Consider the following 26117-nt stretch of genomic DNA (forward strand, 5'->3'; position numbering starts at 1 on the left):
GTCCAACTCCGGAGCAAGGAGCCGAAATGTCTCTCGACACCGATTCACCGCCAGGTAGAGCCAACGGCTGGTCCGCCAATCTCCTGCGCTACGACCTGCCCGCGTCCATCGTGGTGTTCCTGGTCGCCCTACCCCTGTCCCTGGGTATCGCCGTCGCCTCCGGCGCGCCCATCGCCGCCGGGCTCATCGCCGCCGTGATCGGCGGCGTGGTGGTGGGACTGCTCGGCGGATCCCCGCTCCAGGTCAGCGGTCCCGCCGCCGGCCTGACCGTGGTGGTCGCCGAAACCATCAACCAATTCGGCTGGAAGACAGCCTGTTTCATCACCGTGGCCGCGGGCCTGCTGCAGATCGTGTTCGGCCTGAGCCGGATCGCGCGCGCCGCCCTGGCCATCGCACCGGTCGTGGTGCACGCCATGCTCGCCGGTATCGGCGTCACCATCGCGCTGCAGCAGCTACACGTGCTGCTCGGCGGCGCGTCGCACAGTTCGGCCTGGCAGAACCTGATTCAGCTGCCGAGCGAACTGCTCAATCTGCACGGCGACGACTTCTTCATCGGCCTGCTCGTCATCGTGATCATGCTGAGCTGGAAGTATGTGCCGGGGAAGCTGCGGGTGCTGCCCGGACCGCTGGTCGCCATCGTCACCGCCACGCTGCTGTCGCTGGTGCTGCCGGGCAATCCGGAGCGAATCGTGTTGAGCGGCTCGCTGTTCGACGCCATCGGGCTGCCGTCGCTGCCCAGCGGTAACTGGGGCGCGGTCGCGCTGGCCGTGCTGACCATCGCGCTCATCGCCAGCGTGGAGAGCCTGCTGTCCGCGGTCGCCGTCGACAAGATGCACACCGGCCCGCGCACCAACTTCGACAAGGAACTGGTCGCCCAGGGCGCGGCCAATATGACCTCCGGCCTGCTCGGCGGCCTGCCCGTCACCGGCGTCATCGTGCGCTCGGCGACCAATGTGCAGGCCGGGGCCAAGTCCCGCGCTTCGGCGTTCCTGCACGGCATCTGGGTGCTGGTGTTCTCGGTCGCGCTGGCCGGCCTGGTGCAGCAGATTCCCAAATCGGCGCTGGCCGGCCTGCTCATCGTGATCGGCATCCAGCTGGTCAAGCTGGCGCACATCCGGCTCGCGCAGCGCACCGGCGACCTGCTGGTCTATGTGGCGACCGTGCTCGGCGTGGTGTTCCTGAACCTCCTCGAGGGCGTGCTGCTCGGGCTGCTGCTGGCCTTCGCCTTGCTGCTGTGGCGGGTGGTCCGCGTGGTCATCACGGCCGGGCCGGTGACCGGTACCGATCGCTGGCTGGTGAGCATCGACGGCACCTGCACCTTCCTGGCGCTGCCCAAGCTGTCCAAGGAACTGGGCAAGGTGCCCGCGGGGACCACGGTACTGGTCGAGATGAGCGTCGACTTCCTCGATCACGCCGCCTACGAGGCCATTCACGATTGGGCGCGCCAGCACGAGAGCACCGGCGGCACCGTCGAATTCGTCGAACTGGGCACCGCGCCCATGGCCGACGCCGTCACCGGTCCGCCGGTGCGCGGCCGGGCCCGCGGCCTGCTCGACGATGTGCTGAGCCCGTGGAAGGAAGGCGAGAACCCGGTCACCACCGGTGTGGCGGCCTTCCATCGCCGCAACGCGCACGTGGTGCGCCCGCACCTGGACGAGCTACGTGACGGGCAGAACCCGCATTCGCTCTTCCTGACCTGCGCCGACTCCCGCATCGTGCCGAACGTGATCACCAGCTCCGGTCCGGGCGACCTGTTCACGGTCCGCAATGTCGGCAACCTGGTGCCCGAGCAGGGGCGCGACAGCTCGATCGAGGCCGCCATCGCCTTCGCCATCGACGAACTCGGCGTGGATCACGTGGTGGTGTGCGGGCATTCGTCGTGCGGCGCCATGAAGGCGCTGCTGGCCGGACCGCCCAGCGGCCCCGGTCTGGGCGACTGGCTCAAGCACGGGCGCTCGTCCCTGGACGCATTCCGCGGCGGTCATCGCGTCGCGTACGCCGCGGCGCGCGAGGGCTTCGGGGTGCCGGATCAGCTCGCCATGGTGAACGTGGCCATGCAGCTGGAAACCCTGCACGCCCACCCGGTGGTGCGCCGCGCCATGATGGAACGCGGGCTCACCGTGACCGGTCTGTTCTTCGATATCGGCACCGCCCGGGTGCTGGAGGTCAGCATGGACGACCTATCGGAGATCGCGGACGCCGACCTATCGGCCTTGGCGACAGCTCTGCGCTGATCGATTCCCGCGAGTGCGCGAAGTCCGGCAACGGGTTTCGCGCACTCGCGCTTTTCCGGGGCGCTAGCCGGTGGTCGAACCGCGCCAGGCCAGATGCAGTTCGCCCGCGCCCGGTGCGGGCCGGAAGGGGCTCAGGGCCGGGCTGCACGCGGTTTCGAAAGCGGCTGCGCGAGTAGGTGATTGCCAGGTCTGCACACCGTCGAACACCGAGTACCACAGCTCCGGCCCGCTCGCGGACTTCCACGCCAGATGCAGCTTGCCGTCGTAGGCGGCGAGCGCCGGGCTCAGTTCGGTGTAGGCGTCCGGCGGACTGGTGCGCGAGGTCCAGGTGACGCCATCGGTGGTGCTCCACAAGCGAATCCAGGTGTCGTCGTCCAGCAGCGCCTTGCGCCCGCGATGCGCGAGATACAAAGTGTCGCCCAACACGGCCACGGCCGGAGTGTCGGCGGCGGTCATCCCCGGCAGCGGCGTCGGAGCGCTCCAGCCGTTTTCGCCCCGCACCGCCGTGTAGAGGTTCTGGTTCGAGGAGACCAGGCTTTCCCCGCCCCGCCAGAAGATCTGCGGCACGCCCTGGAACACCACCAGGCTGGGCCCGCGCGCCGTCTCCGCCCCGCCCAGCAACTGCTGGTCCTCCCACTTGTGCCCATCGGCCGAACTGGACCAGTAGATGCTCTGATCCCGCCCCGCGCCCTTCCACGTCAGATACAACGTCTCCAGCCCCGGCTCCTGCACGGCCGCCAGACTCGGCCGCTCGGACGTACCCACATACGGCAGATTCCACGGCGTCGTCCAGGTGTCCCCGTCGCCACTGCTCGCGAACCAGATGCTGTCCGTGCTGTCCTCGGCACGCCAGGCCATGACCAACTGCCGCTGGAACACGGCCAGCGCCGGCCCATCGGGTGAGGTGGCCCCGGGCAGCGGCGCCTGGTCGGACCAGGCCCCGCCGGTGGCCGAGCCTGAGGCCCAGAGCCGGGTATCGGAATTTCGGCGGAGATGAGAAGACATGAGAACGCACCGCGGCTTTCTACGAGACGGCGGGTGGTGCTCAGTGTAGGTGCGGGAAATCCTAGATCACCCGAAAATCCTTCGGCCCGAACCTGTTTGGCACAGACGGTCCGTGTTGGTACGTGCATACCACTTAAATGATATGCTCATATCATCAACGGAGATGAAGGGGAGACCATGGGCAAGATCGGGCGATTCAAGAACGACGCCGCGCGCGAGACCTACCTGGCCGCGTATGCCGCACTGGAACCGTCATGGCCACTACCGGCGCGAATCTACGAGGTGCCCACCTCGTTCGGGGCCACGCATGTGCGGCAGTCCGGGGCGGGTGACGGGATTCCGCTGGTGCTGCTGCCGTCCCTGGGCGGCAACGGTCTGTACTGGGGTTTCATCGCCGAAGCTCTTGCGCGAGATCGGGTCGTGTACGCGCTGGACATGATCGGCGCAGCGGGGAAGAGCGTGCAGACCGCGCCGCTGGAATCCGAGGCCGATATCGCGGTGTGGTTCAACGAGGTGCTCGCGGGGCTCGATGTCGATCGGGTGCACGTGCTGGGCATGTCGCAGGGCGCCTGGCATGCCTCGGTGATCGCACTGCACGGCCCGGAGCGGCTGGCGAGCGTGACGCTCATCGAACCCAACGCGATCTTCGGGAAGATGAAGTGGCGAGTGCTGTTCAAGATAATGAAGTTCGCCGTGAACCCGTCGGATGCCAGCTGGCGCAAGATGACCGCCTGGCTCACCCCGGGCGTCGAGATGAGCGCGGAGCAATTCGCCTGTGCGCGTGCGGCTATGGCGTACCGGACCGGTCTCGGCTGGGCGCGGGTGCTGAAAGACGAAGAGCTGCAATCGATCACGACGCCGCTGCTCGCCATCTTCGGCGGCGATTCGGTGGCTTGTGAGCCGGTCCGCGACGTCGAGCGCATCACCGCGCATCTGCCGAACGCCCAGACCCGGATCTATCCGGGCATGGGGCACGGCGTTCTCGATCGGATTCCCGAGCAGGTCGTCCCGCGCATCCTGCGATTCCTCGCGGAGCGGGACCGGGTCGGCGCCGTCGGCTGAGTCAGTCGGTGCTGCCGGCCGAGGCGGAGCCGGAGACGGTGCAGTCCGGGGACTGGGCGGCGGGCTGGGTGGCGGTGCCCGGCGCGACGGTGACCGTGATGGATTTCGAATTGCCGCCGTGGGTGGCGGTGAGGGTGTGCTGGCCCGCGGTGGTGGGGGTCCATTCCACGTGCGCCAGCCCGTTGTTGATCATGGCCGGGCGGGCCTTGCCGATGCAGGCGCCGTTGTCGGTGAACACCACCGGGGCCTTGAGGAAGCTCGAGCCGGTGTCGAAGCCGGTGCCGGTGCCCTCGGTCTGGGACAGCAGCTGGAAGGTGCCGCCCACGGTGGGTTCGCCGTTCTTCTTCGACACCGCGATGTTGATGACGTCGGCGGAGGCGGGCGGCGCGGTCAGCCCGACGGCGGCCAGGCCCGCGACTACGCCTGCGCCCCAGGCGATCCGGCGATTCAGGTTGGTTCTCGGCTGCACTCTTCGACTCCCATGCTCGGCCCGCTTCCCGGGGTTCGCCGAACACTATCGTCACGGGAGTGTGAAGTGCTAGGGTTTCACCTCTTTTGGGTATGCCCCGAATCCGTGGGGCGCGGGCGGGCACGGGCGCGCCTGCGGGGCGGGCCGCGGCGGGCGAACTAGCCTGTCCCCGTGCCGCCGCGATCGGTACGGGGGGACGGGGAGCGGCCGGGCGGCGCGGATCGTGACATCGTGGTAGGTACACGCACCCTGTGGTCGGCGGCTGGATCGGAGTGGGATGGAAATGGTTGCGCAGTCCCCGGTTTCGATGAGCGTGGTGCCGGGCACCGTGTTGCTCGATCCGCAGTGGCTCACCGAACGCATCGCCGACATGGGCGTTTCGTGGGGAACCGGGGATTCGCGGGTGTCGGGCACGCTGTGGTGGTGCATGGCGGCCTCCTCGCTCGTCGATGCCGTGGTGGGCGCACAGGTGGGGATGCGGCCCGAGGTCGACCCGGTGCTGGAGCGGATCACCTGCGAAGTGCGCCCGGACGGCGGCATCGAACGGGTGCTCCCCGTCGACGACGGGGGCAATGCGGCCGAACCGGTCGGGCACGCCCTGCGGCACACCCTCTCGCGGGTGATCCCGGTGGTGGCCGAGGTGTGCGGGGCCGGCGTCGCCGCCCTCTGGGCGATCGTCGCGGACGCCATCGGCAACCGGGCGCTGGACGCCGGTGACCAGGAAGCGGGCGCACGCCTGGCCCGGGACGTCGCGGGCCGGCTGCCGGTGCCGCGCTTCAGTGATATCGGCGGCCGCACTTTTGTGCGCCGCATCTCCTGCTGCCTGGTTTTCGAGGTGCCCGGCTGCGAAATGTGCACCAGCTGCCCGAAACGACCTGCGGCGCAGCGCGAGCAATTGCTGGCGGAGCTCGCCGCGCGGGGCTGACGCCCGCGTGGGCGCAGCGTAGGACCCTCCCGATAGCATGGTCGCGCCGGGGGTATACCGGCACGCGAACCAGAACCGGCGGGTAAGTCGCCCGTCTATGACGATGCCAAGGAGTGTCCAGCCGTGACCACCACAGCCGCGAACAGCCCAGTACCCCTGATCCGGGTGCCCGCTGGGACTACCGCGGGCACTGCGGTGCGCGAGGCGGACCTGCCGAACAAGGGCCCGAACGCGGTCATCGTCGTCAAGGACGCCGCGGGCGAACTGCGGGACCTGTCCTGGGTGCCCGAGTTCGACACCGAGGTCGAGGTCGTCACCGCCGACTCCCCGGACGGGCGCAATGTGATCCGCCATTCGGCCGCACACGTCCTGGCCCAGGCCGTGCAGCAGGAGTTCCCGAACGCCAAGCTCGGTATCGGCCCGTACATCAAGGACGGCTTCTACTACGACTTCCAGGTGGACAAGCCGTTCACCCCGGAGGATCTGACCAAGCTCGAATCCCGGATGAAGAAGATCATCAAAGGCGCGCAGCGGTTTTCGCGCCGGGTGGTCGACATCGACGAGGCCCGCATCGAGCTGGAGAAGGAGCCGTTCAAGCTCGAGCTCATCTCCGACAAGTCCGGCATCGACGATCCGGAGGTCATGGAAGTCGGCGGCAAAGAGCTGACCATCTACGACAACCTGGACCCGCGCTCGGGCGAGAAGATCTGGGGCGATCTGTGCCGCGGCCCGCACTGCCCGACCACCAAGTACATCCCGGCCTTCAAGCTGACCCGCTCCTCGGCCGCCTACTGGCGCGGTGACCAGTCCCGCGAGGACCTGCAGCGCATCTACGGCACCGCCTGGGAATCCACCGAGGCGCAGGACGAATACCTGCGGCTGCTGGAGGAAGCCGAGAAGCGTGACCATCGCAAGCTCGGCCTCGAACTCGACCTGTTCTCCTTCCCGGACGAGCTGGGCTCGGGCCTGCCGGTGTTCCACCCCAAGGGCGGCATCATCCGCAAGGAGCTCGAGGACTACTCGCGCCGCCGCCACATCGCGGCCGGATACGAGTTCGTGAACACCCCGCACATCACCAAGGGCCACCTGTTCGAGGTCTCCGGCCACCTGGACTGGTACCGCGAGGGCATGTTCCCGGCCATGCACCTCGATGCCGAACACAACGAGGACGGCACCGTGCGCAAGCCGGGCCAGGACTACTACGTCAAGCCGATGAACTGCCCGATGCACAACCTGATCTTCCGGTCCCGCGGCCGGTCGTACCGGGAACTGCCGTTGCGCATGTTCGAGTTCGGCTCGGTCTACCGCTACGAGAAGTCCGGCGTCGTACACGGCCTGACCCGGGTGCGCGGCATGACCCAGGACGACGCGCACATCTACTGCACCAAGGAGCAGATGCACGCGGAGCTGACCACCACGCTCCAGTTCGTGCTGTCGCTGCTGCGCGACTACGGTCTCGACGACTTCTACCTGGAGCTGTCCACCAAGGACCCGAAGAAGTTCGTGGGTTCGGACGAGCTGTGGGAGGAGGCCACCGAAACCCTGCGCAAGGTGGCCACCGACTCCGGACTGGACCTGGTGCCGGATCCGGGCGGCGCGGCCTTCTACGGCCCGAAGATCTCCGTGCAGGCCAAGGACGCCCTCGGCCGCACCTGGCAGATGTCGACCATTCAGCTCGACTTCAATCTGCCCGAGCGGTTCGAGCTGGAGTACACCGGCTCCGACGGCGCCAAGCACCGCCCGGTCATGATCCACCGCGCGCTGTTCGGTTCCATCGAGCGCTTCTTCGGGGTGCTCACCGAGCACTACGCGGGCGCGTTCCCGGCCTGGCTGTCGCCGGTGCAGGTGGTCGGCATCCCGGTCGCGGAGGCCTTCGCCGAGCACCTGGACAAGGTGATCGAGCAGTTGCGCGACAACGATATTCGCGCCGAGGTGGATCGCAGCGACGACCGCATGCAGAAGAAGATCTTCAACCAGACCGCGCAGAAGATCCCCTTCATGCTGCTGGCCGGCGCGCGCGACGTGGAGAACGACGCGGTGTCCTTCCGCTTCCGGGACGGTACTCAGGTCAACGGAGTGCCTGTGGCGGAAGCGGTTTCGATCATCACGGACTGGATCAAGCGCCGTGAGAACGCATCTCCGACCGCGGAGCGCTTCGAGAAGACGAACGGGTAGGGCATGACTGAACGTACGGCGTCCGGCGGTCTCACCGAAGCTGCTGCCGGGCAAGAGATTCCGGCGCAGCAGATCGTGGACAACGGTGCGGGCGAACCCGATCGCCTGCAGCGGCTGTGGACGCCGTACCGGATGTCCTACATCACCGGCGCGGTCGAGGAGCGGAAGCCGGACGCGCCCAAGACCACCGGGCATCCCTTCACCGACATCCCGCTGATGTCGGACGAGGACGGCCTGGTGCTGGCGCGCGGGCAGTGGGTGTACGCGGTGCTGAATCTGTACCCGTACAACCCCGGCCACATGATGGTGGTGCCCTACCGCCGGGTGGCGAATCTGGAGGACCTGACGCCCGAGGAGAGCGCCGAGCTGATGGCGTTCACCCAGCAGGCCATCCGGGTGATGAAAAGCGTTTCGCGGCCCGAGGGATTCAATGTCGGATTGAATCTCGGGGGCGTCGCCGGCGGTTCACTTGCCGATCACCTGCATCAACACATCGTGCCGCGCTGGAGTGGAGACGCGAACTTCATTACCGTCGTCGGCGGAGTGAAGGTGATGCCGCAGCTGCTCCGGGAAACCCGGGCGCTACTGGCGCAGGCATGGAAGGAATCCGAATAGCGTGCTGAGCTTCTTCGGTCGCGAAACGTTCGCCAAAGCGACTGCGCCCCTGGGCAAAGCGCTGGTGAGCACCGGGCTGACCCCGGACGCGATGACGCTCATCGGCACCACCGCCTCGATCGCCGCGGCGGTGACCCTGTTCCCCACGGATCATCTGTTCTGGGGAACCATGGTGATCTGGCTGTTCGTCATGTTCGACATGCTCGACGGGGCGATGGCGCGGGCGCGCGGCGGCGGCACGAAGTACGGTGCGGTGCTGGACGCCACCTGTGACCGGGTGGCCGACGGCGCCATCTTCGGCGGGCTGGCCTGGTGGGCGGTCTACCACCAGAACTCCAAGGAGCTGTTCGCGGCGACCCTGGTGGTGCTGGTGACCTCGCAGGTCATCTCCTACGCCAAGGCGCGCGCCGAGGCCAGTGGCCTGTCGGCCGACGGCGGGCTCATCGAACGGCCGGACCGGTTGATCATCGTGCTGGTCGGCGCGGGCTTCACCGGCATCGGCCAGTACTACGGCATCGAATGGCTCTCCTACGCGGTGTACGCGGCCATGTACGCGCTCGCCGTGCTCAGCATCATCACCGTTTTCCAGCGGGTGCTGGCGGTGCGCAATTCCCCGGGTGCGCGCGATGTGCTCGCGCCCGCGGTGAAAGCTCCGGAGGAACCGCAGCGGTGAATACCGATTTCACGTCCGCGTTGACCGACAAGGCGTACGCGGCCGGGTGGGCGCTCGTCCGCGCACTGCCGGAGAAGCTGGCGCGCAAGGCTTTCGACGCCGGGGCCGACGCGGGTGCGCGCAAGGCGAATCGCGCTTCGCAGGCGGGGCAGCCGAATCAGTTGCGGCGCAATCTGGCCCGGGTGCTCGGCACCACGCCCGAGCAGGTGCCGGACGCGCTGATCCAGGCCAGCATGCGGTCCTACGCGCGCTACTGGCGCGAAGCGTTCCGGCTGCCGACCATGGACCATGTGGCACTGGGCAAGTCGCTGCGGGTCGAGGGCACCGAATACCTGGAGGCCGGGCTCGCGGCCGGGCGCGGCGTGCTGCTGGTGCTGCCGCATTCCGGGAACTGGGATATGGCCGGGGTCTGGCTGGTGCAGAACCACGGCGGGCTGTCCACGGTCGCCGAGCGTTTGAAGCCGGAAGCGCTGTTCGAGCGGTTCATGGCCTATCGCGAGAGCCTCGGGTTCGAGGTCTTCCCGCTCACCGGCGGCGAGCAGCCGCCGTTCCCGCAGCTGGCGGAGCGGCTGCGCGCCAACAAGGTGGTGTGCCTGATGGGCGAGCGCGACCTCACCGGCAAGGGCGTGCCGGTCACCTTCTTCGGCGAGACCACCTGGCTGCCCGCCGGCGCCGCCAAGCTGGCCATCGACACCGGGGCGGTGCTGCTGCCCGTGCACTGCTGGTTCACCGACGAGGCGGGCCGGGAGGACTGGGGTATGCAGGTCTTCGCGCCCATCGACGTTTCCCGGGGCGTGCAACCGGCTACCCAGGCGCTGGCGGATGTCTTCGCGGCCAATATCGCCGCCCATCCCGCCGACTGGCACATGTTGCAACCGCTGTGGGAAGGTGACTTGTCGCAAGCGCGACTGGACCGCATCGCCGCGGCGCAACAGCAACTGGGGTATTCGGCCGCGGCGGAGCCTGCCGCGGCCGAGGGGGATACGGGAGACGGCGCACTATGAGAATCGGCATGGTCTGCCCGTATTCGTTCGACGTTCCGGGCGGGGTGCAGTCGCATGTCGTGGAATTGGCGCAGGTATTGATCGAACGCGGGCACAAGGTGAGCGTGCTCGCTCCCGCCGCCGACGACACGCCGCTGCCGGATTTCGTGGTGTCGGCGGGTAAAGCGGTCGCCATTCCCTATAACGGGTCGGTGGCGCGTTTGTCGTTCGGGCCCACCGCCTATACGCGTATTCGCAAGTGGATCGCCGAGAACGATTTCGACGTGCTGCATATTCACGAGCCGAACGCGCCGAGCCTTTCCATGCTGGCGTTGAAGATCGCCGAGGGACCGATCGTCGCGACCTTCCATACTTCGACGACGAAATCCTTGGTGCTCAGTACTTTCCAGGGTGTGCTGCGGCCGTATCACGAGAAGATCAGCGGGCGGATCGCGGTGAGCGAACTGGCGCGGCGCTGGCAGGTGGAGGCGCTGGGCGGGGACGCTGTCGAGATCCCGAACGGGGTGGACGTGCCGGCCTTCGCGCACGCGCCGTTGCTGGACGGGTACCCGCGCGCCGGGAAGACCGTGCTGTTCCTGGGCCGTTTCGACGAACCGCGCAAGGGCATGGACGTGCTGCTGGGCGCACTGCCCGAGCTGGTGCGCCATCACCCCGGGCTCGAGGTGCTGATCGTGGGCCGCGGCGACGAGGACCGTTTGCGCCGCGAGGCCGGTGAACACGCTTCACACCTGCGATTCCTCGGCCAGGTCACCGACGCCGAGAAGGCGTCGGCCATGCGCAGCGCCGACGTGTACTGCGCACCCAACCTCGGCGGCGAGAGCTTCGGCATCGTCCTGGTGGAGGCCATGGCCGCCGGAACCGCCGTGGTGGCAAGCGATCTCGACGCCTTCCGCCGGGTGCTGCGCGACGGCACCGCCGGCATGCTGGTCCCGGTCGGCGACTCCGGCCGCCTCGCCGAGGCCCTGAACACCATGCTCACCGACGACGCCAAGCGTGAGGACTACATCCGCACCGCCAATCAGGTTGTCGGCGAATACGATTGGCCGGTCGTAGCCGAGCAGATCCTGCGCGTCTACGAGACCGTGACGGTCGGCGACGTGAGAGTACGGACCGCCGGATGAGCGCGCAGCTCGACTCGGCGGCTCGCCTGAGTCACCGCTTCGGTGCCACTGCGGCCCGCCGGAGCTGCGGCGTCCGCGTGGCAGCGGCATGGCCGAACCACAGCGCCCGCGCCGCTGCATCCGCTTCGAGCGGCTGTGACGTCGTCGTGAGGACGAACCGATGATCACTTTTTCCGCGACCACCATTCTGGTTCTCGCGCTCATCGCCGCCGTGGTCATCACGATCGGCGTCTGGGCGTACACCACCGCCAATCGTCTCGACCGCCTGCACGTGCGCACCGATCAGGCCCGCCATGCGCTGGACGCGGCACTGGCACGCCGGGCGGTGGTGGCGCGTTCGGTCGCCACCACGTTGTCCGGTCTCTACGATCCGGCGCTGGTCGAGCAGGCGCGGCGGCTCTCGGCGCTGGCCGATCGGGCCGAACGGTCCAACTGGCGTGACCGGGAGACCATCGAGAATCAGCTCGCTTCGGCGCTGTCCGCGGTCGATATCGGTTTGCTGCCACCGCAATTGGTGGCCGAGCTGGCCGATGCCGAGGCTAGGGTGCTGATCGCGCGGCGCTTCCACAACGACGCGGTTCGCGACACCCTGGCGCTGCGCACCCGCCGGCTTGTGCGGATCCTGCACCTGGGCGGTACCGCGCCGATGCCGACCTATTTCGAGATCGCCGAGCGGGTGACCCCGGCCGCTTCGACGGGGCTGGAAGTGGATACGGTCCGCACTTCGGCGCGGGTGGTGCTGCTCGACGAGCAGGATCGCGTGCTGCTGCTGCGCGGCTGCGACCCCAAGGTCCCCGATGTGCCGTTCTGGTTCACCATCGGCGGCGGCGTGAATCCGGGAGAAACCCTGCGTGAGGCCGCGATCCGCGAGCTGTGGGAGGAGACCGGCCTGACCGCCGACTCCTCGCTGCTGCGCGGACCGCTCTGGCGGCGCGTGGCGGTGTTCCCCTTCAACGGCGAACTCATCCGCTCCGAAGAACTGTTCTTCGCGCTGCGCACCAAGAACTTCGAGCCCGAGCCCGGCAATCTCGACTACATCGAGCGCCGCTCCATCAACGGCAACAAGTGGTGCACCCCCACCGATATCGCCCACCTCGACCATTCGGGCGAAACGGTCTACCCCTACCACCTGGATCATCTGCTCGCCGAAGCCGTCGCGGCCGCCGACACCGACACCGATCCCGAAGTCCGCTCCATCCGCTGACCTGTCCGCTGGATGGGATGGAACTGCCGTACCACTCCCGGCCCGGCGGCGACGCCGTTACCGTGGGCCCGTCAACGGCGATCTGCGGCAAGGATTTCGGTATGAAGCTGATGTACGCCCTCTGGGGTGACGGTCTGGACGAGCGACTGCACGACGCGGACCTGCGCGACCGCCTGGCCGCCGCGGGCGCGACCGAGTTGCAGGTGAACGTGTCCGATAAGGACGTGGCCGAGGCCCAGGTCAAGCACACCACCTACGACGCCCCGATCGCCGCGATCGTCACCGTGCGCACCGAGGGCGCGCACGAGCCCGTCACCGCCGCGCTCGGTGCGGTGGCCGCCGACGTGAACGGCTGGATCGTGGACGAACGCACCCCGATCGTCCCGCCCCCGGTCGAAAACGGCGTCCGCACCGAAGCCCTCGCGAACTTCGCCCTGCTGCGCATCCCGGCGGACCTCACCCGCGAGGAATGGCTGCACCGCTGGCACGACCTGCACACCACGGTCGCCATCGAAACCCAGGACACCTTCGGCTACGTCCAGAACACCGTCCGCGAGCCGATCACCCCCGGCAATCGCGTCGACGCCCTCGTCGAGGAACTCTTCCCGATGGCGGCCATGTCCAGCCCGCACGCCTTCTACGGCAGCGGCGGCGACGACGCCGAGTTGCAGCGCCGGGTGACCCGAATGATGGAGAGCGTGGTCAGCTTCGGCGCCCACCTCGATCTGGATCTCGTACCGACCAGCCGCTATGTCTATCGGCTGGTCTGAGCGATAACCCTGGGCCGGCGCGCTATCGGGGCAGGTTGCGGTCGAACAGGTCCAGCAGTTCGCGATAGTGCCGTTCGGCGGATTCGCGATCGTAGGCGGCGGTGTCGGCTTGGGTGTAGCCGTGCTGCGCGCCCGGGTAGACCTCGGTGCGGAATCGGACGCCGGCGGCGTCGAGGGCCTTGTCGAAGGCAGCGATGTGTTCCGCGGTCATATGGTGGTCCTCGCCCGCGTGCGCGAAATACAGTTCCGCGGTGATGTTTCCGACGGTGAGATGCGGGCTGTCGGGGGTGTCGGTGACGAGGGGGCCGCCGTGGAACCCGGCCACCGCTCCGACGCGATCGGGGAACATGGCGGCGGTGAGGACCGCGAGCCGCGCGCCCATGCAGTAGCCGGTCACGCCCACTTTGCCCGCCGTGACCTGTGGTGAGGCCGCCAGCCAGGCCAGATACGCACCGGCGTCGGCGCGCAGGGCTTCCGGGGGGAGCGCCCGGATCAACGGGATCACCTGCTGGAAGATCTCCGGGCGGGCGGCCGGGTCGATGTACTCCGGCATCTCGACCACCGGTGCGCGGCCGCTGCGGTAGAAAGCGTTCGGCAGGAGCACGGAATAGCCGTGGGCGGCGATCCGGTCCGCCATGGCGCGCAGGCTGGGGCGCACGCCGAAACCGTCCTGGATCAGCAGTACGCCCGGGTGGGCGGCGCCGTCATCGGGGTGGGTGAAGTACGAGTCGGCGACGCCATCGGGGGTCGTAATGTCCACGGAGGTGCCGTGTACTGCGGTCATGGTCGAATCCTTCTGTCGTAGTTGAGGTTCTGTGTTCAACACAACGAAGGTGGCGCTCGCGGAATACCGCGGTGCGCTCGAGCCGGCGGCGGGCGATGTTCTGCCCGCGCGGTGCTCAGCAGCGCACCGGGTAGCCAATCCGTGTGTGGCGCAAAGCCGTCCCGGTAGTCATCGCCTCACACCGTACCCGACGAGGCGGCGGGTCAGAGGAATCGGGAGCTGCGGACCGGGCCGGGGGAGCGGGCCGGGCTGCGCGGACCCTGCAGCCAGCTGTCACGGGTAGCGGTGACGAAGGCGGCGAGCGCGCTGTCCGGGTCGTCGGGCGTTTCGCCGTCGCCCGGGTCGGGGGTGGTGTCGGCGGCCACGATCTCGGCGGCCAGTTCGGCCTCCGGGCGGTCGTCGCCGGGGACGTCCTCGGGGCCGTTGTCGCCGATGCGGAAGCGCGGGCCCCACGGTTCGACGACGGTTTGTGCGAGCAGGCCGTGCACATCGGCGCTGACCTGGGTGGGATCGGTCCAGCAGGAGGCGTGTTCGTGCAGGATCTGGCCGTCGGCGCGGTGCAGCAGCGAGGTCTGCAGTTCGCTGGGCAGGGCGTTGAGGTGGTAGGCGATCACCGCGGTGTCGGTGCGGTCGGGGTCGTACTCGACGGTGGGCAGGTCGAGCAGCCGCGCGGCGGCCAGGCCCAGGATGCGGTCGGAACGGTTGGGCAGCAGCGACACCGAGCGCGGGGTGCGGCCGGCGGCGGTGAGGATCAGCGCCAGCCGGTCCAGGCCGCGCCGGCAGTTCTCGACGCTGTCGCCCAGATAGGCCCAGCGGCCGGTCATTCCGGCATCGAAACCGTAGGGGGAGTAGGTGGCGAGGTAGCCGCCGTTGAGGGCGAAGTGCCAGCCGCGCAGATCGTGGTGATCCAGCGGCGAGACCGTGGCGGCCCGGTCGGCGCGGGACAGCATGCGGCCGACCCGGTCCCGGGCGTAGAACCAGCGCTCGTCTTCCGGATCGGGCAGCGCGTCGAATTCGGTGCGCGCCGCCGCGACCTGGCCCGACAGCAGCAGGTTGTAGGTCAGCAGATAGCGTTCGGGCCACGGCCGCAGGATGGGCGTGTGGGCGGTCAGCGCCGCCACCGCCTCCCCGTGCCGGTACTCGTCTTCGAGGGCGGTGGTCAGCTCGTTGAGAGCCAGTTGCGAATCCGGTTGCCGGCGCAGCGCTTCCCGGAGCACCGGCACCGCCAGGAAGGAAATGCCGCGTTCGATGCATTCGTACCCGAACACGACCAAAGCCTGCGCGTCCTCGGGTGCGCCGATGACCGCGCGGGCGGCCTGGACGAGCTCGCCGAAATCGACGGCCGCCGCCAATTCCGCGGTGAACGCGGCCAGTTCGGTGATCGGGGCGGTTTCGGCGAGCGGGCGCAGGGCGCGCACCGCGCCGGGCACATCGCCGTCGGTGAGCAGGGTGCGGGCCTGATCGAGTGCATTCGTCATCGCCGAAAATCCTGAACCAGGACCGCGCCCGCCGCAAACGAGTTTCGGGCTGGGACCCGTCGAGCAACCGAGTTCGGGGTGGGGTCGCCGTGAGCGAGTTTCGGGCTGGGACCCGTCGAGCAACCGAGTTCGGGGTGGGGTCGCCGTGAGCGAGTTTCGGGCTGGGACCCGTCGAGCAACCGAGTTCGGGGTGGGGTCGCCGTGAACGAGTTTCGGGCTGGGACCCGTCGAGCAACCGAGTTCGGGGTGGGGTCGCCGTGAGCGAGATTCGGGTTGGGACCGTCGCAACCGAGTTCGGCGAGGGATTGCCGTAAGCGAGTTGGGGCCGGGACCGCCGCCTATGGGAAGCGGTACCGCCGCATCCATTTGGTCATGATCCACTTCTCGCCCGAGAGCACCGGCGCGCCGGCGTGCTTCGTCGCCGGGTCGAGCTGGCCGCGGGCGTTGAAATACCGGAAGTAGACGGCTTGCCCGCGGCGCGGCGACACCGTCACGCCCGCGTCGGCGAAGACGGTTTCGCCGCCGGCCGCCACATCGTTGAGGTAGACGATGAGGGTCGCGGTGCGCTGGCCGCCGACGGTGATCTGGGTGGTGTGACCGGGCTGGTCGGGCGGGAAATAGTCGAAGTGCGAACGGAATTCCTCGCCGACGCCGTAGCGCAGGATCTGCAGGCCCTCGCCGTTTTCCAGCGGCCAGTTCATCAGCGCCGACAGCCGCCGGTCCAGCCGATCGATCAGCGGGGTCTCGGAAATCCGGAACGAGGTGTTGGCGCTGGAGCGATGCGCCACGATGGCCGGCTGCCCGGTGTCCGGATCGACGACTGTCGAGGGCTGTAGCTTCCCCTCGGACAGCGCGATGACCTCATCGCATTCCGCACTGGAGAGCACATTGTCGAACAGGATCACCTGTGGGCGTTCCAGCCGCAGCAGCGCATAGACCTCACGGTCGTAGGCCTGCACGACGCGGCCGTCGGCGACCGGCCACGGGTCGTACCGGTACGCCGATTCGGTGGGCAGCTCGCCCGAGAGCATGGTCCGCACGGCCGTGGCCGCCGCCTCCGGATCGAAGCCGTCCCCGACCATCGCGGCGACCATAGTCTCGTGCGAGCAGCCGCGCTCGATGTTCTCGTGCAGCCAGGCCCGCCACGAATCATCCAATGCCACAGTCACGTCCATAGAGCCTATTGCGCCGGCGGCCGGTCGGCGACCCGTGCGGGCGGGATCGGCGTAACCGGCGCGAAACGTGATCGAGTACTAGACTTCGTTCCAGTCCGGTCGAGCTTGGGGGCCTCCGCCGGGCTTGCGCGTGCGAGTGCCCTCTCGAGGAGTTTCGATCCCTTTGAGCAGCGTCTTCCGCCGCATCTCACCTTCCGAGCGGTTGTATCTGGCCGCGCGAGATCTGCAGCCGCACTTCCTGATCCAGATGGTCGTCCAGGGCGTGGGCGCGCTCGATCCGAAATTGTTGCAGGACGCGGTGGATCGCGCGTCGCGGGTGAATCCCGGTGCGCGCCTGGTGCGTTCGGGCGAGGACTGGCTGGCGGTCTCGGCCACGCCCCGGGTGCGGGTGATCGCGAACGGTGTGCTCGACTACGACCATCTCAGCGACGATGCCGTCCTGAACGGGCCGATCGCCCGGCCGGACTATCTGTCCGAACCGCTTAATTGCGAAGTGCTGCTGCTGACTTCGGAAACCCCGACGCTGATCTTCCGGGCCTTCCACGGTTCGATGGACGCCAAGGGCTTGCAACTGTGGATCGCGGACGTCTTCCGGGCCTTGCGCGGCGAACAGCCCGTCGGTGCGGCAGACCCCGTATCGGAGCTGGAATTCGCACAGCGCCTGGGTATTCCGGGCAAGGCGACCGTCATGCGCCTGAGCTACCGCACCCCCGTCGGTCGCGGCGCGCCGGTGCCGGGCCGCCCATATCTGCTCCGGCATCGCACCGTACCCGCGGTCACCAGCGCCGTCGTCGCCCGCATCGGTGAGATCATCACCACCGCGGTCGACGCACCCACCCGGCTCATGTTCCCCGTCGACCTGCGCCGTCACGACGCCGCGGTGCACTCCACCGCCAACCTCACCCTGCCCCTGCACGTCGACGCCGCACCGGGCGAGAACTGGCAGCAGATCAACGGCCGCCTCCTCGCCGGCCTGCTGCGCGGCGACGAACTCAACCAGATCAACGACCTGGTCCTGGCCAAGAGCCCCGCCGCCATCCAGCGCGCCGTCCTGCGCTTCATCGGCGCCGTAGGCAAACGCACCGACCGAAACCTCTACTCGGCGGTCCTTTCCCACACCGGCAAGATCGACCTCGCCGAATACACCGCCCCCGGTTTCACCCCGACCGCCGTCGCCGTGATCCCCGTCCACCTCCCCATCGCGCCACTGAGTTTCGCCATCGTCGAAGCCGGGGGAGCGACTGCGATCACGGTGTCGTGCCGCAATGGCGAAGGCGTCGCCGAACGATTGGAGCAGCTGCTCGACCGCATCGTCGACGCGATCGAGGCGGCCGGTATCGAGACGGTCCAGGGGGAGGAAGCCGGTGTGGCGGAACGTCGGGAGGTTGTCGCAGCCTCGGCGTCCCTCACCGGATCTGACCCGCACGCCGTCTCCGGTTCGGAGAGCGTTGCCGAGACGGCGGCCCTTCAAGAACTGGAACCGAGCGGGCCGGAGCTGCCGGCGGCGACCTCATCCCGGTCTGGGGGACCGGCGGTTGCTGTCGAGACCGAGACTGCGGCTGTCCAGGTCGCGGAAGACGGTGCCGAGACCGAGACCGCCGCTGTTCCGGTCACGGAAGACGATGGCGTCGTAGGCGAACCGATCCCCGGGCCGGGCCAGTTGCCTGGGCATCCGGTCACGCTCGTGGAACTGTTGCGGGGGCAGGCCGCGCTGCGACCGGAATCGGTGGCGCTCACCGGGCCGGACGGCACGCTCACCTACGCGCAACTGCGGGATCGTGCCGCCGGGATCGCGCAGGCGTTGCGTGACAACGGCATTCGCGGTGGCGATACCGTCGCGGTGGTGGCGGGCCGGACCCTGGCCGGGCAGAGCGGGCAGTGGGGCATTCTCGCGGCCGGGGCGGCCTTCCTGCCGCTGGATCCGCGGCACCCACGGGAGCGGATAGGGCAGATTCTGCGGGACTCCGGGGTTCGGCTGTGCCTGGTCGAACGCGAACTGGCCGAACTGGTCGGCGAGACCGTGCCGACGCTCGTGCTGGAAGATCTGCCGGAGCGGAGCGGTGACCTCGATGTCGAGGTGGCGGCGGCCGATATCGCCTACGTGATCTACACCTCCGGATCGACCGGGCGGCCCAAAGGCGTTCAGGTCACGCATGACAACGTCATGAACTTCCTGCGTGCGGCGGTGGACTGGTACCTGCTGACCCCGGAAACCCGGTACGGGCACTATCACACGCCCGCAGCGGATCTCGCGTGCATGGCCATGGTGACGCCGATGATCGCCGGTGGCGCGGTGGTGCTGGTGCCGGGGGAGATCAACCACCTGTCGCTGACCGAATTGCTCGCCGAGGACGGCGCGAACACCGTGTTCCTGACGCCGAGCCTCGCGGAAGTGATCGTGCGCCAGGGCATTCCGGCCGTCGGTATGCGAGCCGTCGCACTCGGCGGTGAACAGGTCAGCCGTGATCTGGCCCGCCGGGCGCGCAAATACTTCGGCCCGCAGGTGCGGCTGCTCAACAGTTACGGTCCGGCCGAGGTCACCATGGTCTGCGTCTCCCAGGTCCTCGCCGACAGCACACCGGCCGGCGCGACCTCGGCCCCGATCGGCTTCCCCGCGCCCGGCACCACCGTGCACCTGCTCGACGAGGCCGGACAGCGCGTCGCCGACGGGGAGAACGGTGAATTGTATGTGGGCGGACCGCAAGTCGCCGCCGGCTACCTGGACCGGCCGGAGCTGACGGCCGAACGCTTCGTGACCCTGGACGGCGAACGCGTCTACCGCACCGGCGACCTGGTGCGCCGATTGCCCGGCGGCGCACTCGAATTCGTCGGCCGCGTCGACCATCAGGTGAAGATCCGCGGTAACCGGGTGGAACCGGACGAGGTGCGCTGCGTGCTGGAAGCGCACCCCGAGATCGCCGCCGCCGCGGTACTGGGCCGCCGCCGCGAAGACCAGGGCGACCACGTGCTCGAGGCGTACATCGTGCCCGCCGCGAGCGCCACGGCCGGGCAGCCCGGCGATCGAATCCTGCGCGACTACCTGGCCGACGCGCTGCCGGTGTACATGATCCCCGCCGCCTTCCACCGCATCGCCGAACTGCCGCTGACCGACAACGGGAAGATCGATCGCGTGGCGCTCGCCGAATCCGGTGACCCACGAGCCGCCGAGCCCGAAACCACGCCCGATGCGCCGAGCACGACCGACGAAGACGGGACCGGCGGCGACGTGAAGGACCGGGTGGCCGAGATCTGGGGCCGGGTCCTGCACTGCGACCCGGCCATACTGGTGGCCGACTCCGACTTCTTCGCCCTCGGCGGCGACTCCCTCGCCACCATGGAAATGCTGGCGCAGGTCTCCCGCGAGATCGTCGGAAAGCAGGCCGAGCAGGCATTCGTGGCCCAGCTCGAGGGCCTGCTCCAGCGGCTCACCCTGGACCGCGTGTGCGAGGCCGTGACGGTGGCGCTGGCAGGTGCCCGATGATCTTCATCGGCACCGGCGCCCTGCTCTGGCGCGCCGTCGACTTCACCACCGCCGCAGGCCATCCCGTCGATCTGGTGGTGGTGCCCGCCGGGCAGGAAACAGCCGCCGGTCAGCGGCAAGTCCCGCTGCTGGCCACCGCCGACGTGAACGCCGCGGCCGATCGCCTGCGAACCGCGTCCACCGACGGCATCGTGTTCTCGCTCAACAACACCACCGTGCTGCGGGAACCTGTGCTGGACAAGGGGTTCCGCATCTACAACATTCACAACGGGTTGCTGCCCCGGTACCGCGGTCTGCCCGAGGCCGCCATCGTCTACGCGATCCTCAACGGCGACAACACCTATGGCGCGACCCTGCACGAGATCGACGCCGGTATCGACACCGGCGCGGTCCTCGACGTCGAGCGGTTCCCCATCACCGCCACCGACGGATTCCAGGACCTCATGATGCAGGGCCTGCGATCCTGCGCGCTGCTGTTCGAACGCAACCTCGAACCCATCGCCGCCGGCCGCGCCACCCCGCGACCCCAATCCGCCGAAGGCGCTGGATATTACGGCCGCAACGCGCTCCGCGCCCTGCGCGAGCTGACCGGCCATCCCGACTTCGCCCGCGCCACCGCACTCGGCGTCTTCGCCCCCGTCTATCCGGAACTGTCCGGTGCGATCCGAGATTCTCAACTAGGGTCGGCTACGTTCGCCGATTCTCCGTAGCGGCGGACATCGTGTGGAATGAAAGGTTCTCGTGTCCTATCTGCTCTACGATTTTCTGCTTCCGTACATGGGTCCCTCCGCGGCCGAATACTGGGCAACCGTGTTCGTGATCGGACCGCTGTAGTAGCGGTGCGGTAGCCCTCCAGCTGTGACGCCCGTCATGCTCCCTTGGGCGGGCAGTCCAGTCGTGTCCAACTGGCTATGAAGTCGGTAGAAGTGGCCGCCTAGAATCAGGGTGTTCGATTCCGAGCGATCCGATTGGCCCACATGACACAGGAGTTTGCCGTGACTACGCCCGAAGCCACCCCCTCGATCGGAACCGCCCGCGTCAAGCGCGGCATGGCCGAGATGCTCAAGGGCGGTGTGATCATGGACGTGGTCACGCCGGAGCAGGCGAAGATCGCGGAGGACGCCGGCGCCGTGGCCGTCATGGCCCTGGAGCGCGTGCCCGCCGATATCCGCGCTCAGGGCGGCGTCTCCCGCATGAGCGACCCGGACATGATCGACGGCATCATCGAGGCCGTCTCCATCCCGGTCATGGCCAAGGCCCGCATCGGCCACTTCGTGGAGGCCCAGATCCTGCAGTCCCTCGGCGTCGACTACATCGACGAATCCGAGGTGCTGACCCCCGCCGACTACGCCAACCACATCGACAAGTGGAACTTCACCGTGCCCTTCGTCTGTGGCGCCACCAACCTCGGCGAGGCTCTGCGCCGCATCACCGAGGGCGCGGCCATGATCCGCTCCAAGGGTGAGGCCGGCACCGGCGACGTGTCCAACGCCACCACCCACATGCGCACCATCCGCGGCGAGATCCGCCGGCTGACCTCGCTGTCCGAGGACGAGCTGTTCGTGGCCGCCAAGGAACTGCAGGCCCCGTACGAGCTGGTCCGCGAGGTCGCCGAAACCGGCAAGCTGCCGGTCGTCATGTTCACCGCGGGCGGCATCGCCACCCCCGCCGACGCCGCCATGATGATGCAGCTCGGCGCCGAGGGCGTGTTCGTCGGCTCCGGCATCTTCAAGTCCGGCAACCCGGCCCAGCGTGCCGCCGCCATCGTGAAGGCCACCACCTTCTACGACGACCCGGACGTGCTGGCCAAGGTGTCGCGCGGCCTGGGCGAGGCCATGGTCGGCATCAATGTCGAAGAGATCCCGCAGCCGCACCGCCTCGCCGAGCGCGGCTGGTAATTCCCGGGCGCAGCGCCTGAACTCGGACCGCCGGGTGATCCACGTGATCACCCGGCGGTTTTCGTTTGCCCGGACCCCGGTTTTCGTGTGCGGCAGGGACTTTCGGCCCTGTCCGTCAAGGGTGGAATACACGAATGCTGGAGTGCGAGTCGGTGTGTCCGCACCACCGGCTACCTGCGCGCATCCGATCCAGCAAACTCGGCAACATTTCCCGGAATGTAATGCGGCAAATTTACTACCTGGTGGTTTGTCGCTAGTGTTCGGCTCAACCACCGGTGGGAACAGTCGAATCACGCGTTCTGGCAAGGAGTCCGCATGCTGGAAATAGACCAGTTCACCTATGGGTGGTTAACCCCGGCGCTGGCCTACGTCATGTCCGTCACCGGGTCACTGCTGGCCCTGCGCTGCATGGTGCGGGCCCGCAGTCAGAACGGTCATCGGGGGTGGATCGCGACCGGGGCCATCGCGCTGGGCGGCACCGGGATCTGGGTCATGCATTTCATTGCGATGCTGGGGTTTTCGGTGCACGACGCCACCATCCGCTACAACGTGCCCATCACCGTCTTGTCGGCGGTCATCGCCATGGGGGTGGTGTGGCTGGGGCTTTCGATCGTGGTGCATCAGCACGGTGAGGCGTTCGCGCTGATCACCGGCGGCACGATCACCGGGCTCGGGGTCGGGGCCATGCACTATTCGGGCATGTACGCCATGAAAACCGATGTGGCCGTGCGCTACGACGCCTGGGTGGTGCTGCTGTCCATCGTGATCGCGGTGGTGGCGGCCACCGCGGCGCTGTGGTTCGCGCTGCACGTGCAGGGCATCGTATCGACCGTGGGCGCGGCGCTGATCATGGGAATCGCGGTGTGCGGCATGCACTACACGGGCATGTTCTCCATGCGCGCCCACGTCTCCGACCACCTGCACGTCCCCGCCGGGGCGCAGGCGGGCGAACTGCTCACCCCGTTGATCGTCGCGGTCAGCATGGTCACCATGCTCATGCTCTTCCAGGTCGGCATCACCGATGTCGAAGAGCCCGATCTGAGCCGCATTCGCGGCCAGTACGCGAGCCGCTTCTGGCCCAGCCGCGGGGAGTCCCGGCGTATCCCGCCGGACGATTTCCCCACCGAAACCTTCCAGGCGCGGCCGCGTCGCCGCTGGTGACCGCTATTTCGTGGCGGTGACGGCGCGGGTGGCGACGAACGGGCTGCCCCACCACATGCGCCAGCCGAGCGGGCGGACGGCGACGGCCTGGGCGCCGGCCGCTTCCAGCACCGGAACGTATTCGCCGACCTTGAAGATGTCGGCGACGACGAGCCGCCCGCCCGGCCGCAGCACCCTGATCGCTTCGCGCACGGCCGCCGCTCGCCCGTCCGGGGTCGGAATATTGTGGATGGCCAGGCTCGACAGCACCAGGTCGAAGGTGCCGTCGCTGAACGGTAGTCGGGTGATGTCGGCGGTGTGCAGCTGGATGCGGTCGGACACTCCTTCGGCCACGGCATTGCGGGTGGTGGCGGTGATGTCGTTGCCGGACTGGTCGATCGAACGCCACAGATCGACACCGTCGACGCGGCCTCGCGGTAGTCGCCGCGCCGCCGCGATCAGTACCGCGCCCCGCCCGCAGCCGAGGTCCACGGCACGTTCGTCCCCGCGCAATCGCAGCTCGTCGAGCAGTTCCGCCCACACCGCGAACTTGCCGCGGCGCGAGACGTACAGGCACAGGCCGCATTGCGCGGCCATGAAGACGCCCAGCGCCAGCAGTCCCCACCCGGCCGAGGATCCGAGCGCGAACGCGACCACGCCCGCACCCAGGAACCCCGCCGCCATGATGGCGAACGCGGTCGCGACCATGGGTGCGTCGATGCCGTACGACGCGTGCCGGGTCGCCTGCGGAACCGAGGTCATCGAATCTCCCGCCCGTGGAATGGCCTGCCGTCCAGCCTAAGCCGCCGTACCCGGGCGGCGGGAGTGTCGCCGCCCGCTCGGCCTGCCGGTATCCAGCCTCGATGCCACCCGGTAGCGGCCGGAAATCCACGCGACGATTCACCGGCGGTTTGCGACGATGGGCCGGTGACAGTCACCGCTACCCCGCTCTTCCGAGGCGACTTCGAAGCCCATCTCACCGTGCGAGCCGACGGCACGGAACAGGTGGACGCTCTCGAACGGTACGCGGCCGCACACGGATTGAAGTTCGCGCACATCGTATTGGCGCGCGGGCGCATGGTCAGCCAGCCCATGCTGACCGTGCGCGCCTCCGGAACCCTTGCGGCAGTGCGGGACTCGATCGCCGAGCTGCACGACCGGTTGGAAGCGGCCGGATTCCCGGTGGTGCGCGTCAAAATCGAGGCGACACCCTGGAGCGCCGGCGTCCCGTCCACCGATGCGGACGGCATCGCACTCGGCTCGCGGTACTACTTCGAACACCACGTGAAGCTGCTGCTCGACCCGGATTTCGCCGCCGCGGGCCTCACCGCGCTCGCACAAGCCCACTCCGCGCACCTGTCCGCCAATGCCCGCCGCACCCGCCCCGACGGCCGCACCGAACGCTTCGTCACCCAGCGCTGCCGCCTGGTCGGCGATGCGACGGCCATCGCGCGATACGACGAGCTACTGGCGGCTCTCCGCGCGCAGCACCACGAAATACTCTCGGCCGAACGCGAATTCGTCGTTCACGACACCGACGAATCGATCGACGACGGCTGGATCACCGAATCGGGGAAACAACAATGAGCACCGAACCGTGGGACAAGATGGGCTTCGGCCCCTGGGATCCCGATGTCATCGTGCCCGCCACGCCACCGTCCGCGGAGACCCGGGAAAAGGCGGGCCTCCCGCCCACCCTCCACCCGGTCGCCGGCGACGGGATCCGCCAACACCCCGTCTTCGACCCGTCCATACGCGACCACCGAATGGGAATGCGCCTGAGCGAACCGCATTTCGACGATCCGGCTCGCGCCCGCGACTGGTTCGCCACCCGCCGCGCCGCCCTCGACTGCGTACTGGCGGCCATCACCGATTCCCCGTGGTCGGAGCACCTGGTGCTGCGCGGCAGTGTCCTGCTCGCGGCCTGGTGCGGTGCCGCGGCCCGTGAGCCCGGCGACGTGGATTTCATTGTGATTCCCCAGGATTGGGAGTTCAGCAGCGGCCGCACCGACGCCCTGTTCCCCGATATCGCCCGGCGGGTGGCGGCGGTGACCGAACAGTCCGGAAGTCCGCTGCGGATCCGAGCCACCGACGCCGTCGACGACGATATCTGGACCTACGATCGCGTCCCCGGCCGGCGTCTGGTGCTGCCGTGGACCCCGGTCGATTCCCGGATACCCACGGGCACTGTCCAATTGGACTTCGTCTTCAACGAGGCTCTCCCCGACCCGCCGCGGTGGACCGAGGTCCCGCGTCTCGGCTGCCAGGGCCCGTCCGCGCGCCTGCTGGCCGCGACGCCGGAACTCTCATTGGCCTGGAAACTCCTGTGGCTCACCGACGATAAATACCCTGAGGGCAAAGACCTCTACGATGCCGTCCTCCTCGCCGAACACTGCACACCGTCGTCGGCCCTGCTCCGCGAAACCGGCGTCACCGCCACCTTCGCCGCCCTGTCTCGCCTGGACTACGACATCGAATGGGAGGAGTTCGCCAAGGACCGCCCCGACCTGACCCACCACCAGGACCTGTACACCTGGCGTTTGCTCCGCGCCTTGGCCCCGGTGTTCGCCACCGACCCCGTGAACTTCCGCGAAGACCTCGCGCTCGAGGCCGGTTGGGTGATCGACAGCATGACCCACGGCCGCGAAAACTCCGACCCCGCGATACCTTTCGAAGATCGAATCGAAACCTGGGGCCACCCGACCACCGTGGACCGCCTGCGCGCCATCGCCCAGTTCTACGACTGCTCACCCGCCGACGCGGCCGACCGCATCATCGCCGCCCGCCGCCGCCGAACCCCGCACATTCCCGATGCCGCGCGGGTGAATCCCCACGAAGTCGTCGAGAAGATGGCCCAGTGGCGCGCCGCCTCCACCGGGAAGTAATCGCCCCGGTGAGCGAATC

At 68.4% G+C, this 26117-nt stretch carries 22 protein-coding genes; 16 read left to right on the top strand and 6 right to left on the bottom strand.

The genetic code is table 11. From position 1 onward, the window contains the following. Nucleotides 1-26 precede the first annotated feature (26 nt). On the top strand, nt 27-2234 hold the full coding sequence (locus tag LTV02_RS05660) for a SulP family inorganic anion transporter (protein ID WP_233038839.1): 2208 nt from the start codon (nt 27-29) through the stop codon (nt 2232-2234). A 63-nt stretch (nt 2235-2297) separates the two neighbouring features. Here LTV02_RS05660 and LTV02_RS05665 read toward each other — a convergent pair whose 3' ends face one another. Next, a complete protein-coding gene (locus LTV02_RS05665; RefSeq protein WP_233038840.1) occupies nt 2298-3239 on the bottom strand; it encodes a hypothetical protein in 942 nt (313 codons plus the stop codon). A 177-nt stretch (nt 3240-3416) separates the two neighbouring features. Between LTV02_RS05665 and LTV02_RS05670 the strand changes: the two genes are divergently transcribed. Then, complete coding sequence (locus LTV02_RS05670) at nt 3417-4301, top strand: alpha/beta fold hydrolase (protein WP_233038841.1); 885 nt, start codon at nt 3417-3419, stop codon at nt 4299-4301. Between the two features lies 1 nt (nt 4302). On the opposite strand, the gene LTV02_RS05675 is transcribed toward LTV02_RS05670, so the two are convergent. After that, nucleotides 4303-4770, bottom strand: coding sequence for a hypothetical protein (locus LTV02_RS05675; RefSeq protein WP_233038842.1), 468 nt, complete (start codon nt 4768-4770; stop codon nt 4303-4305). Between the two features lie 283 nt (nt 4771-5053). On the opposite strand from LTV02_RS05675, the gene LTV02_RS05680 reads away from it, so the two are divergent. From LTV02_RS05680 to LTV02_RS05715, 8 genes are all read left to right on the top strand, one after another. After that, entirely contained in the window at nt 5054-5695 is a 642-nt protein-coding gene (locus LTV02_RS05680; protein WP_233038843.1) for a (2Fe-2S)-binding protein, read from the top strand. Between the two features lie 123 nt (nt 5696-5818). Next, the gene (gene thrS, locus LTV02_RS05685; protein WP_233038844.1) at nt 5819-7870 is read left to right on the top strand and encodes a threonine--tRNA ligase; all 2052 of its coding nucleotides are present in this window, start codon (nt 5819-5821) and stop codon (nt 7868-7870) included. A gap of 3 nt (nt 7871-7873) precedes the next feature. Then, nucleotides 7874-8485, top strand: coding sequence for an HIT family protein (locus LTV02_RS05690; protein WP_084536193.1), 612 nt, complete (start codon nt 7874-7876; stop codon nt 8483-8485). 1 nt (nt 8486) lies between these two features. Continuing rightward, nucleotides 8487-9158 carry a phosphatidylinositol phosphate synthase gene (pgsA, locus tag LTV02_RS05695; RefSeq protein WP_067722570.1) on the top strand — a complete coding sequence of 224 codons (672 nt, stop codon included), beginning with the start codon at nt 8487-8489 and terminating at the stop codon, nt 9156-9158. Continuing rightward, complete coding sequence (locus tag LTV02_RS05700; RefSeq protein WP_233038845.1) at nt 9155-10162, top strand: phosphatidylinositol mannoside acyltransferase; 1008 nt, start codon at nt 9155-9157, stop codon at nt 10160-10162. Before pgsA ends, LTV02_RS05700 begins: the two co-directional genes overlap by 4 nt. Beyond that, nucleotides 10159-11283, top strand: a complete 1125-nt coding sequence (locus tag LTV02_RS05705) for a glycosyltransferase family 4 protein (protein WP_233038846.1) — start codon at nt 10159-10161, stop codon at nt 11281-11283. The genes LTV02_RS05700 and LTV02_RS05705 overlap by 4 nt, the downstream gene beginning before the upstream one ends. Nucleotides 11284-11446: 163 nt before the next feature. Continuing rightward, the gene (locus tag LTV02_RS05710; protein ID WP_233041492.1) at nt 11447-12487 is read left to right on the top strand and encodes an NUDIX hydrolase; all 1041 of its coding nucleotides are present in this window, start codon (nt 11447-11449) and stop codon (nt 12485-12487) included. 17 nt (nt 12488-12504) lie between these two features. Then, the gene (locus LTV02_RS05715) at nt 12505-13257 is read left to right on the top strand and encodes a hypothetical protein (RefSeq protein ID WP_233038847.1); all 753 of its coding nucleotides are present in this window, start codon (nt 12505-12507) and stop codon (nt 13255-13257) included. Between the two features lie 22 nt (nt 13258-13279). On the opposite strand, the gene LTV02_RS05720 is transcribed toward LTV02_RS05715, so the two are convergent. The 3 genes from LTV02_RS05720 to LTV02_RS05730 all read right to left on the bottom strand — a co-directional run bounded on the left by LTV02_RS05720 (nt 13280) and on the right by LTV02_RS05730 (nt 16688). Beyond that, nucleotides 13280-14041, bottom strand: a complete 762-nt coding sequence (locus tag LTV02_RS05720; protein WP_233038848.1) for a dienelactone hydrolase family protein — start codon at nt 14039-14041, stop codon at nt 13280-13282. Nucleotides 14042-14244: 203 nt separating this feature from the next. After that, the gene (locus tag LTV02_RS05725) at nt 14245-15519 is read right to left on the bottom strand and encodes a hypothetical protein (RefSeq protein WP_233038849.1); all 1275 of its coding nucleotides are present in this window, start codon (nt 15517-15519) and stop codon (nt 14245-14247) included. A 338-nt stretch (nt 15520-15857) separates the two neighbouring features. After that, nucleotides 15858-16688: a 2OG-Fe(II) oxygenase gene (locus LTV02_RS05730; RefSeq protein WP_233038850.1), complete on the bottom strand. Its 831-nt coding sequence runs from the start codon at nt 16686-16688 to the stop codon at nt 15858-15860. 169 nt (nt 16689-16857) lie between these two features. Between LTV02_RS05730 and LTV02_RS05735 the strand changes: the two genes are divergently transcribed. The 4 genes from LTV02_RS05735 to LTV02_RS05750 all read left to right on the top strand — a co-directional run bounded on the left by LTV02_RS05735 (nt 16858) and on the right by LTV02_RS05750 (nt 23234). Next, on the top strand, nt 16858-20175 hold the full coding sequence (locus LTV02_RS05735) for a non-ribosomal peptide synthetase (RefSeq protein ID WP_233038851.1): 3318 nt from the start codon (nt 16858-16860) through the stop codon (nt 20173-20175). Next, nucleotides 20172-20885 (top strand): formyltransferase family protein, encoded by a 714-nt coding sequence (locus tag LTV02_RS05740; RefSeq protein ID WP_233038852.1) that lies wholly within the window; start codon nt 20172-20174, stop codon nt 20883-20885. Before LTV02_RS05735 ends, LTV02_RS05740 begins: the two co-directional genes overlap by 4 nt. Before the next feature lie 285 nt (nt 20886-21170). Beyond that, the gene (pdxS, locus tag LTV02_RS05745; protein ID WP_067722585.1) at nt 21171-22073 is read left to right on the top strand and encodes a pyridoxal 5'-phosphate synthase lyase subunit PdxS; all 903 of its coding nucleotides are present in this window, start codon (nt 21171-21173) and stop codon (nt 22071-22073) included. A gap of 315 nt (nt 22074-22388) precedes the next feature. After that, nucleotides 22389-23234 carry an MHYT domain-containing protein gene (locus LTV02_RS05750; RefSeq protein WP_233038853.1) on the top strand — a complete coding sequence of 282 codons (846 nt, stop codon included), beginning with the start codon at nt 22389-22391 and terminating at the stop codon, nt 23232-23234. 3 nt (nt 23235-23237) lie between these two features. On the opposite strand, the gene LTV02_RS05755 is transcribed toward LTV02_RS05750, so the two are convergent. Further along, entirely contained in the window at nt 23238-23975 is a 738-nt protein-coding gene (locus LTV02_RS05755) for a class I SAM-dependent methyltransferase (protein WP_233038854.1), read from the bottom strand. Between the two features lie 165 nt (nt 23976-24140). Here LTV02_RS05755 and LTV02_RS05760 point away from each other — a divergent pair, with 165 nt between their 5' ends. Together LTV02_RS05760 and LTV02_RS05765 are read left to right on the top strand one after the other, a co-directional pair. After that, the gene (locus tag LTV02_RS05760) at nt 24141-24800 is read left to right on the top strand and encodes a hypothetical protein (protein ID WP_233038855.1); all 660 of its coding nucleotides are present in this window, start codon (nt 24141-24143) and stop codon (nt 24798-24800) included. After that, the gene (locus LTV02_RS05765; protein ID WP_233038856.1) at nt 24797-26098 is read left to right on the top strand and encodes a nucleotidyl transferase AbiEii/AbiGii toxin family protein; all 1302 of its coding nucleotides are present in this window, start codon (nt 24797-24799) and stop codon (nt 26096-26098) included. Before LTV02_RS05760 ends, LTV02_RS05765 begins: the two co-directional genes overlap by 4 nt. Nucleotides 26099-26117: the final 19 nt, after the last annotated feature.

Origin of the sequence: Nocardia yamanashiensis, assembly GCF_021183565.1 — a bacterium.
Lineage (GTDB): Bacteria > Actinomycetota > Actinomycetes > Mycobacteriales > Mycobacteriaceae > Nocardia > Nocardia yamanashiensis.

Coding starts and splice junctions, on each gene's coding strand:
- LTV02_RS05660 (WP_233038839.1), top strand. CDS start 27: ATGTCTCTCGACACCGATTCACCGCCAGGTAGAGCCAACGGCTGGTCC.
- LTV02_RS05725 (WP_233038849.1), bottom strand. CDS start 15,519: ATGACGAATGCACTCGATCAGGCCCGCACCCTGCTCACCGACGGCGAT.
- LTV02_RS05670 (WP_233038841.1), top strand. CDS start 3,417: ATGGGCAAGATCGGGCGATTCAAGAACGACGCCGCGCGCGAGACCTAC.
- LTV02_RS05680 (WP_233038843.1), top strand. CDS start 5,054: ATGGTTGCGCAGTCCCCGGTTTCGATGAGCGTGGTGCCGGGCACCGTG.
- LTV02_RS05665 (WP_233038840.1), bottom strand. CDS start 3,239: ATGTCTTCTCATCTCCGCCGAAATTCCGATACCCGGCTCTGGGCCTCA.
- LTV02_RS05755 (WP_233038854.1), bottom strand. CDS start 23,975: ATGACCTCGGTTCCGCAGGCGACCCGGCACGCGTCGTACGGCATCGAC.
- LTV02_RS05750 (WP_233038853.1), top strand. CDS start 22,389: ATGCTGGAAATAGACCAGTTCACCTATGGGTGGTTAACCCCGGCGCTG.
- LTV02_RS05715 (WP_233038847.1), top strand. CDS start 12,505: ATGGAACTGCCGTACCACTCCCGGCCCGGCGGCGACGCCGTTACCGTG.
- LTV02_RS05705 (WP_233038846.1), top strand. CDS start 10,159: ATGAGAATCGGCATGGTCTGCCCGTATTCGTTCGACGTTCCGGGCGGG.
- LTV02_RS05690 (WP_084536193.1), top strand. CDS start 7,874: ATGACTGAACGTACGGCGTCCGGCGGTCTCACCGAAGCTGCTGCCGGG.
- LTV02_RS05765 (WP_233038856.1), top strand. CDS start 24,797: ATGAGCACCGAACCGTGGGACAAGATGGGCTTCGGCCCCTGGGATCCC.
- LTV02_RS05720 (WP_233038848.1), bottom strand. CDS start 14,041: ATGACCGCAGTACACGGCACCTCCGTGGACATTACGACCCCCGATGGC.
- LTV02_RS05740 (WP_233038852.1), top strand. CDS start 20,172: ATGATCTTCATCGGCACCGGCGCCCTGCTCTGGCGCGCCGTCGACTTC.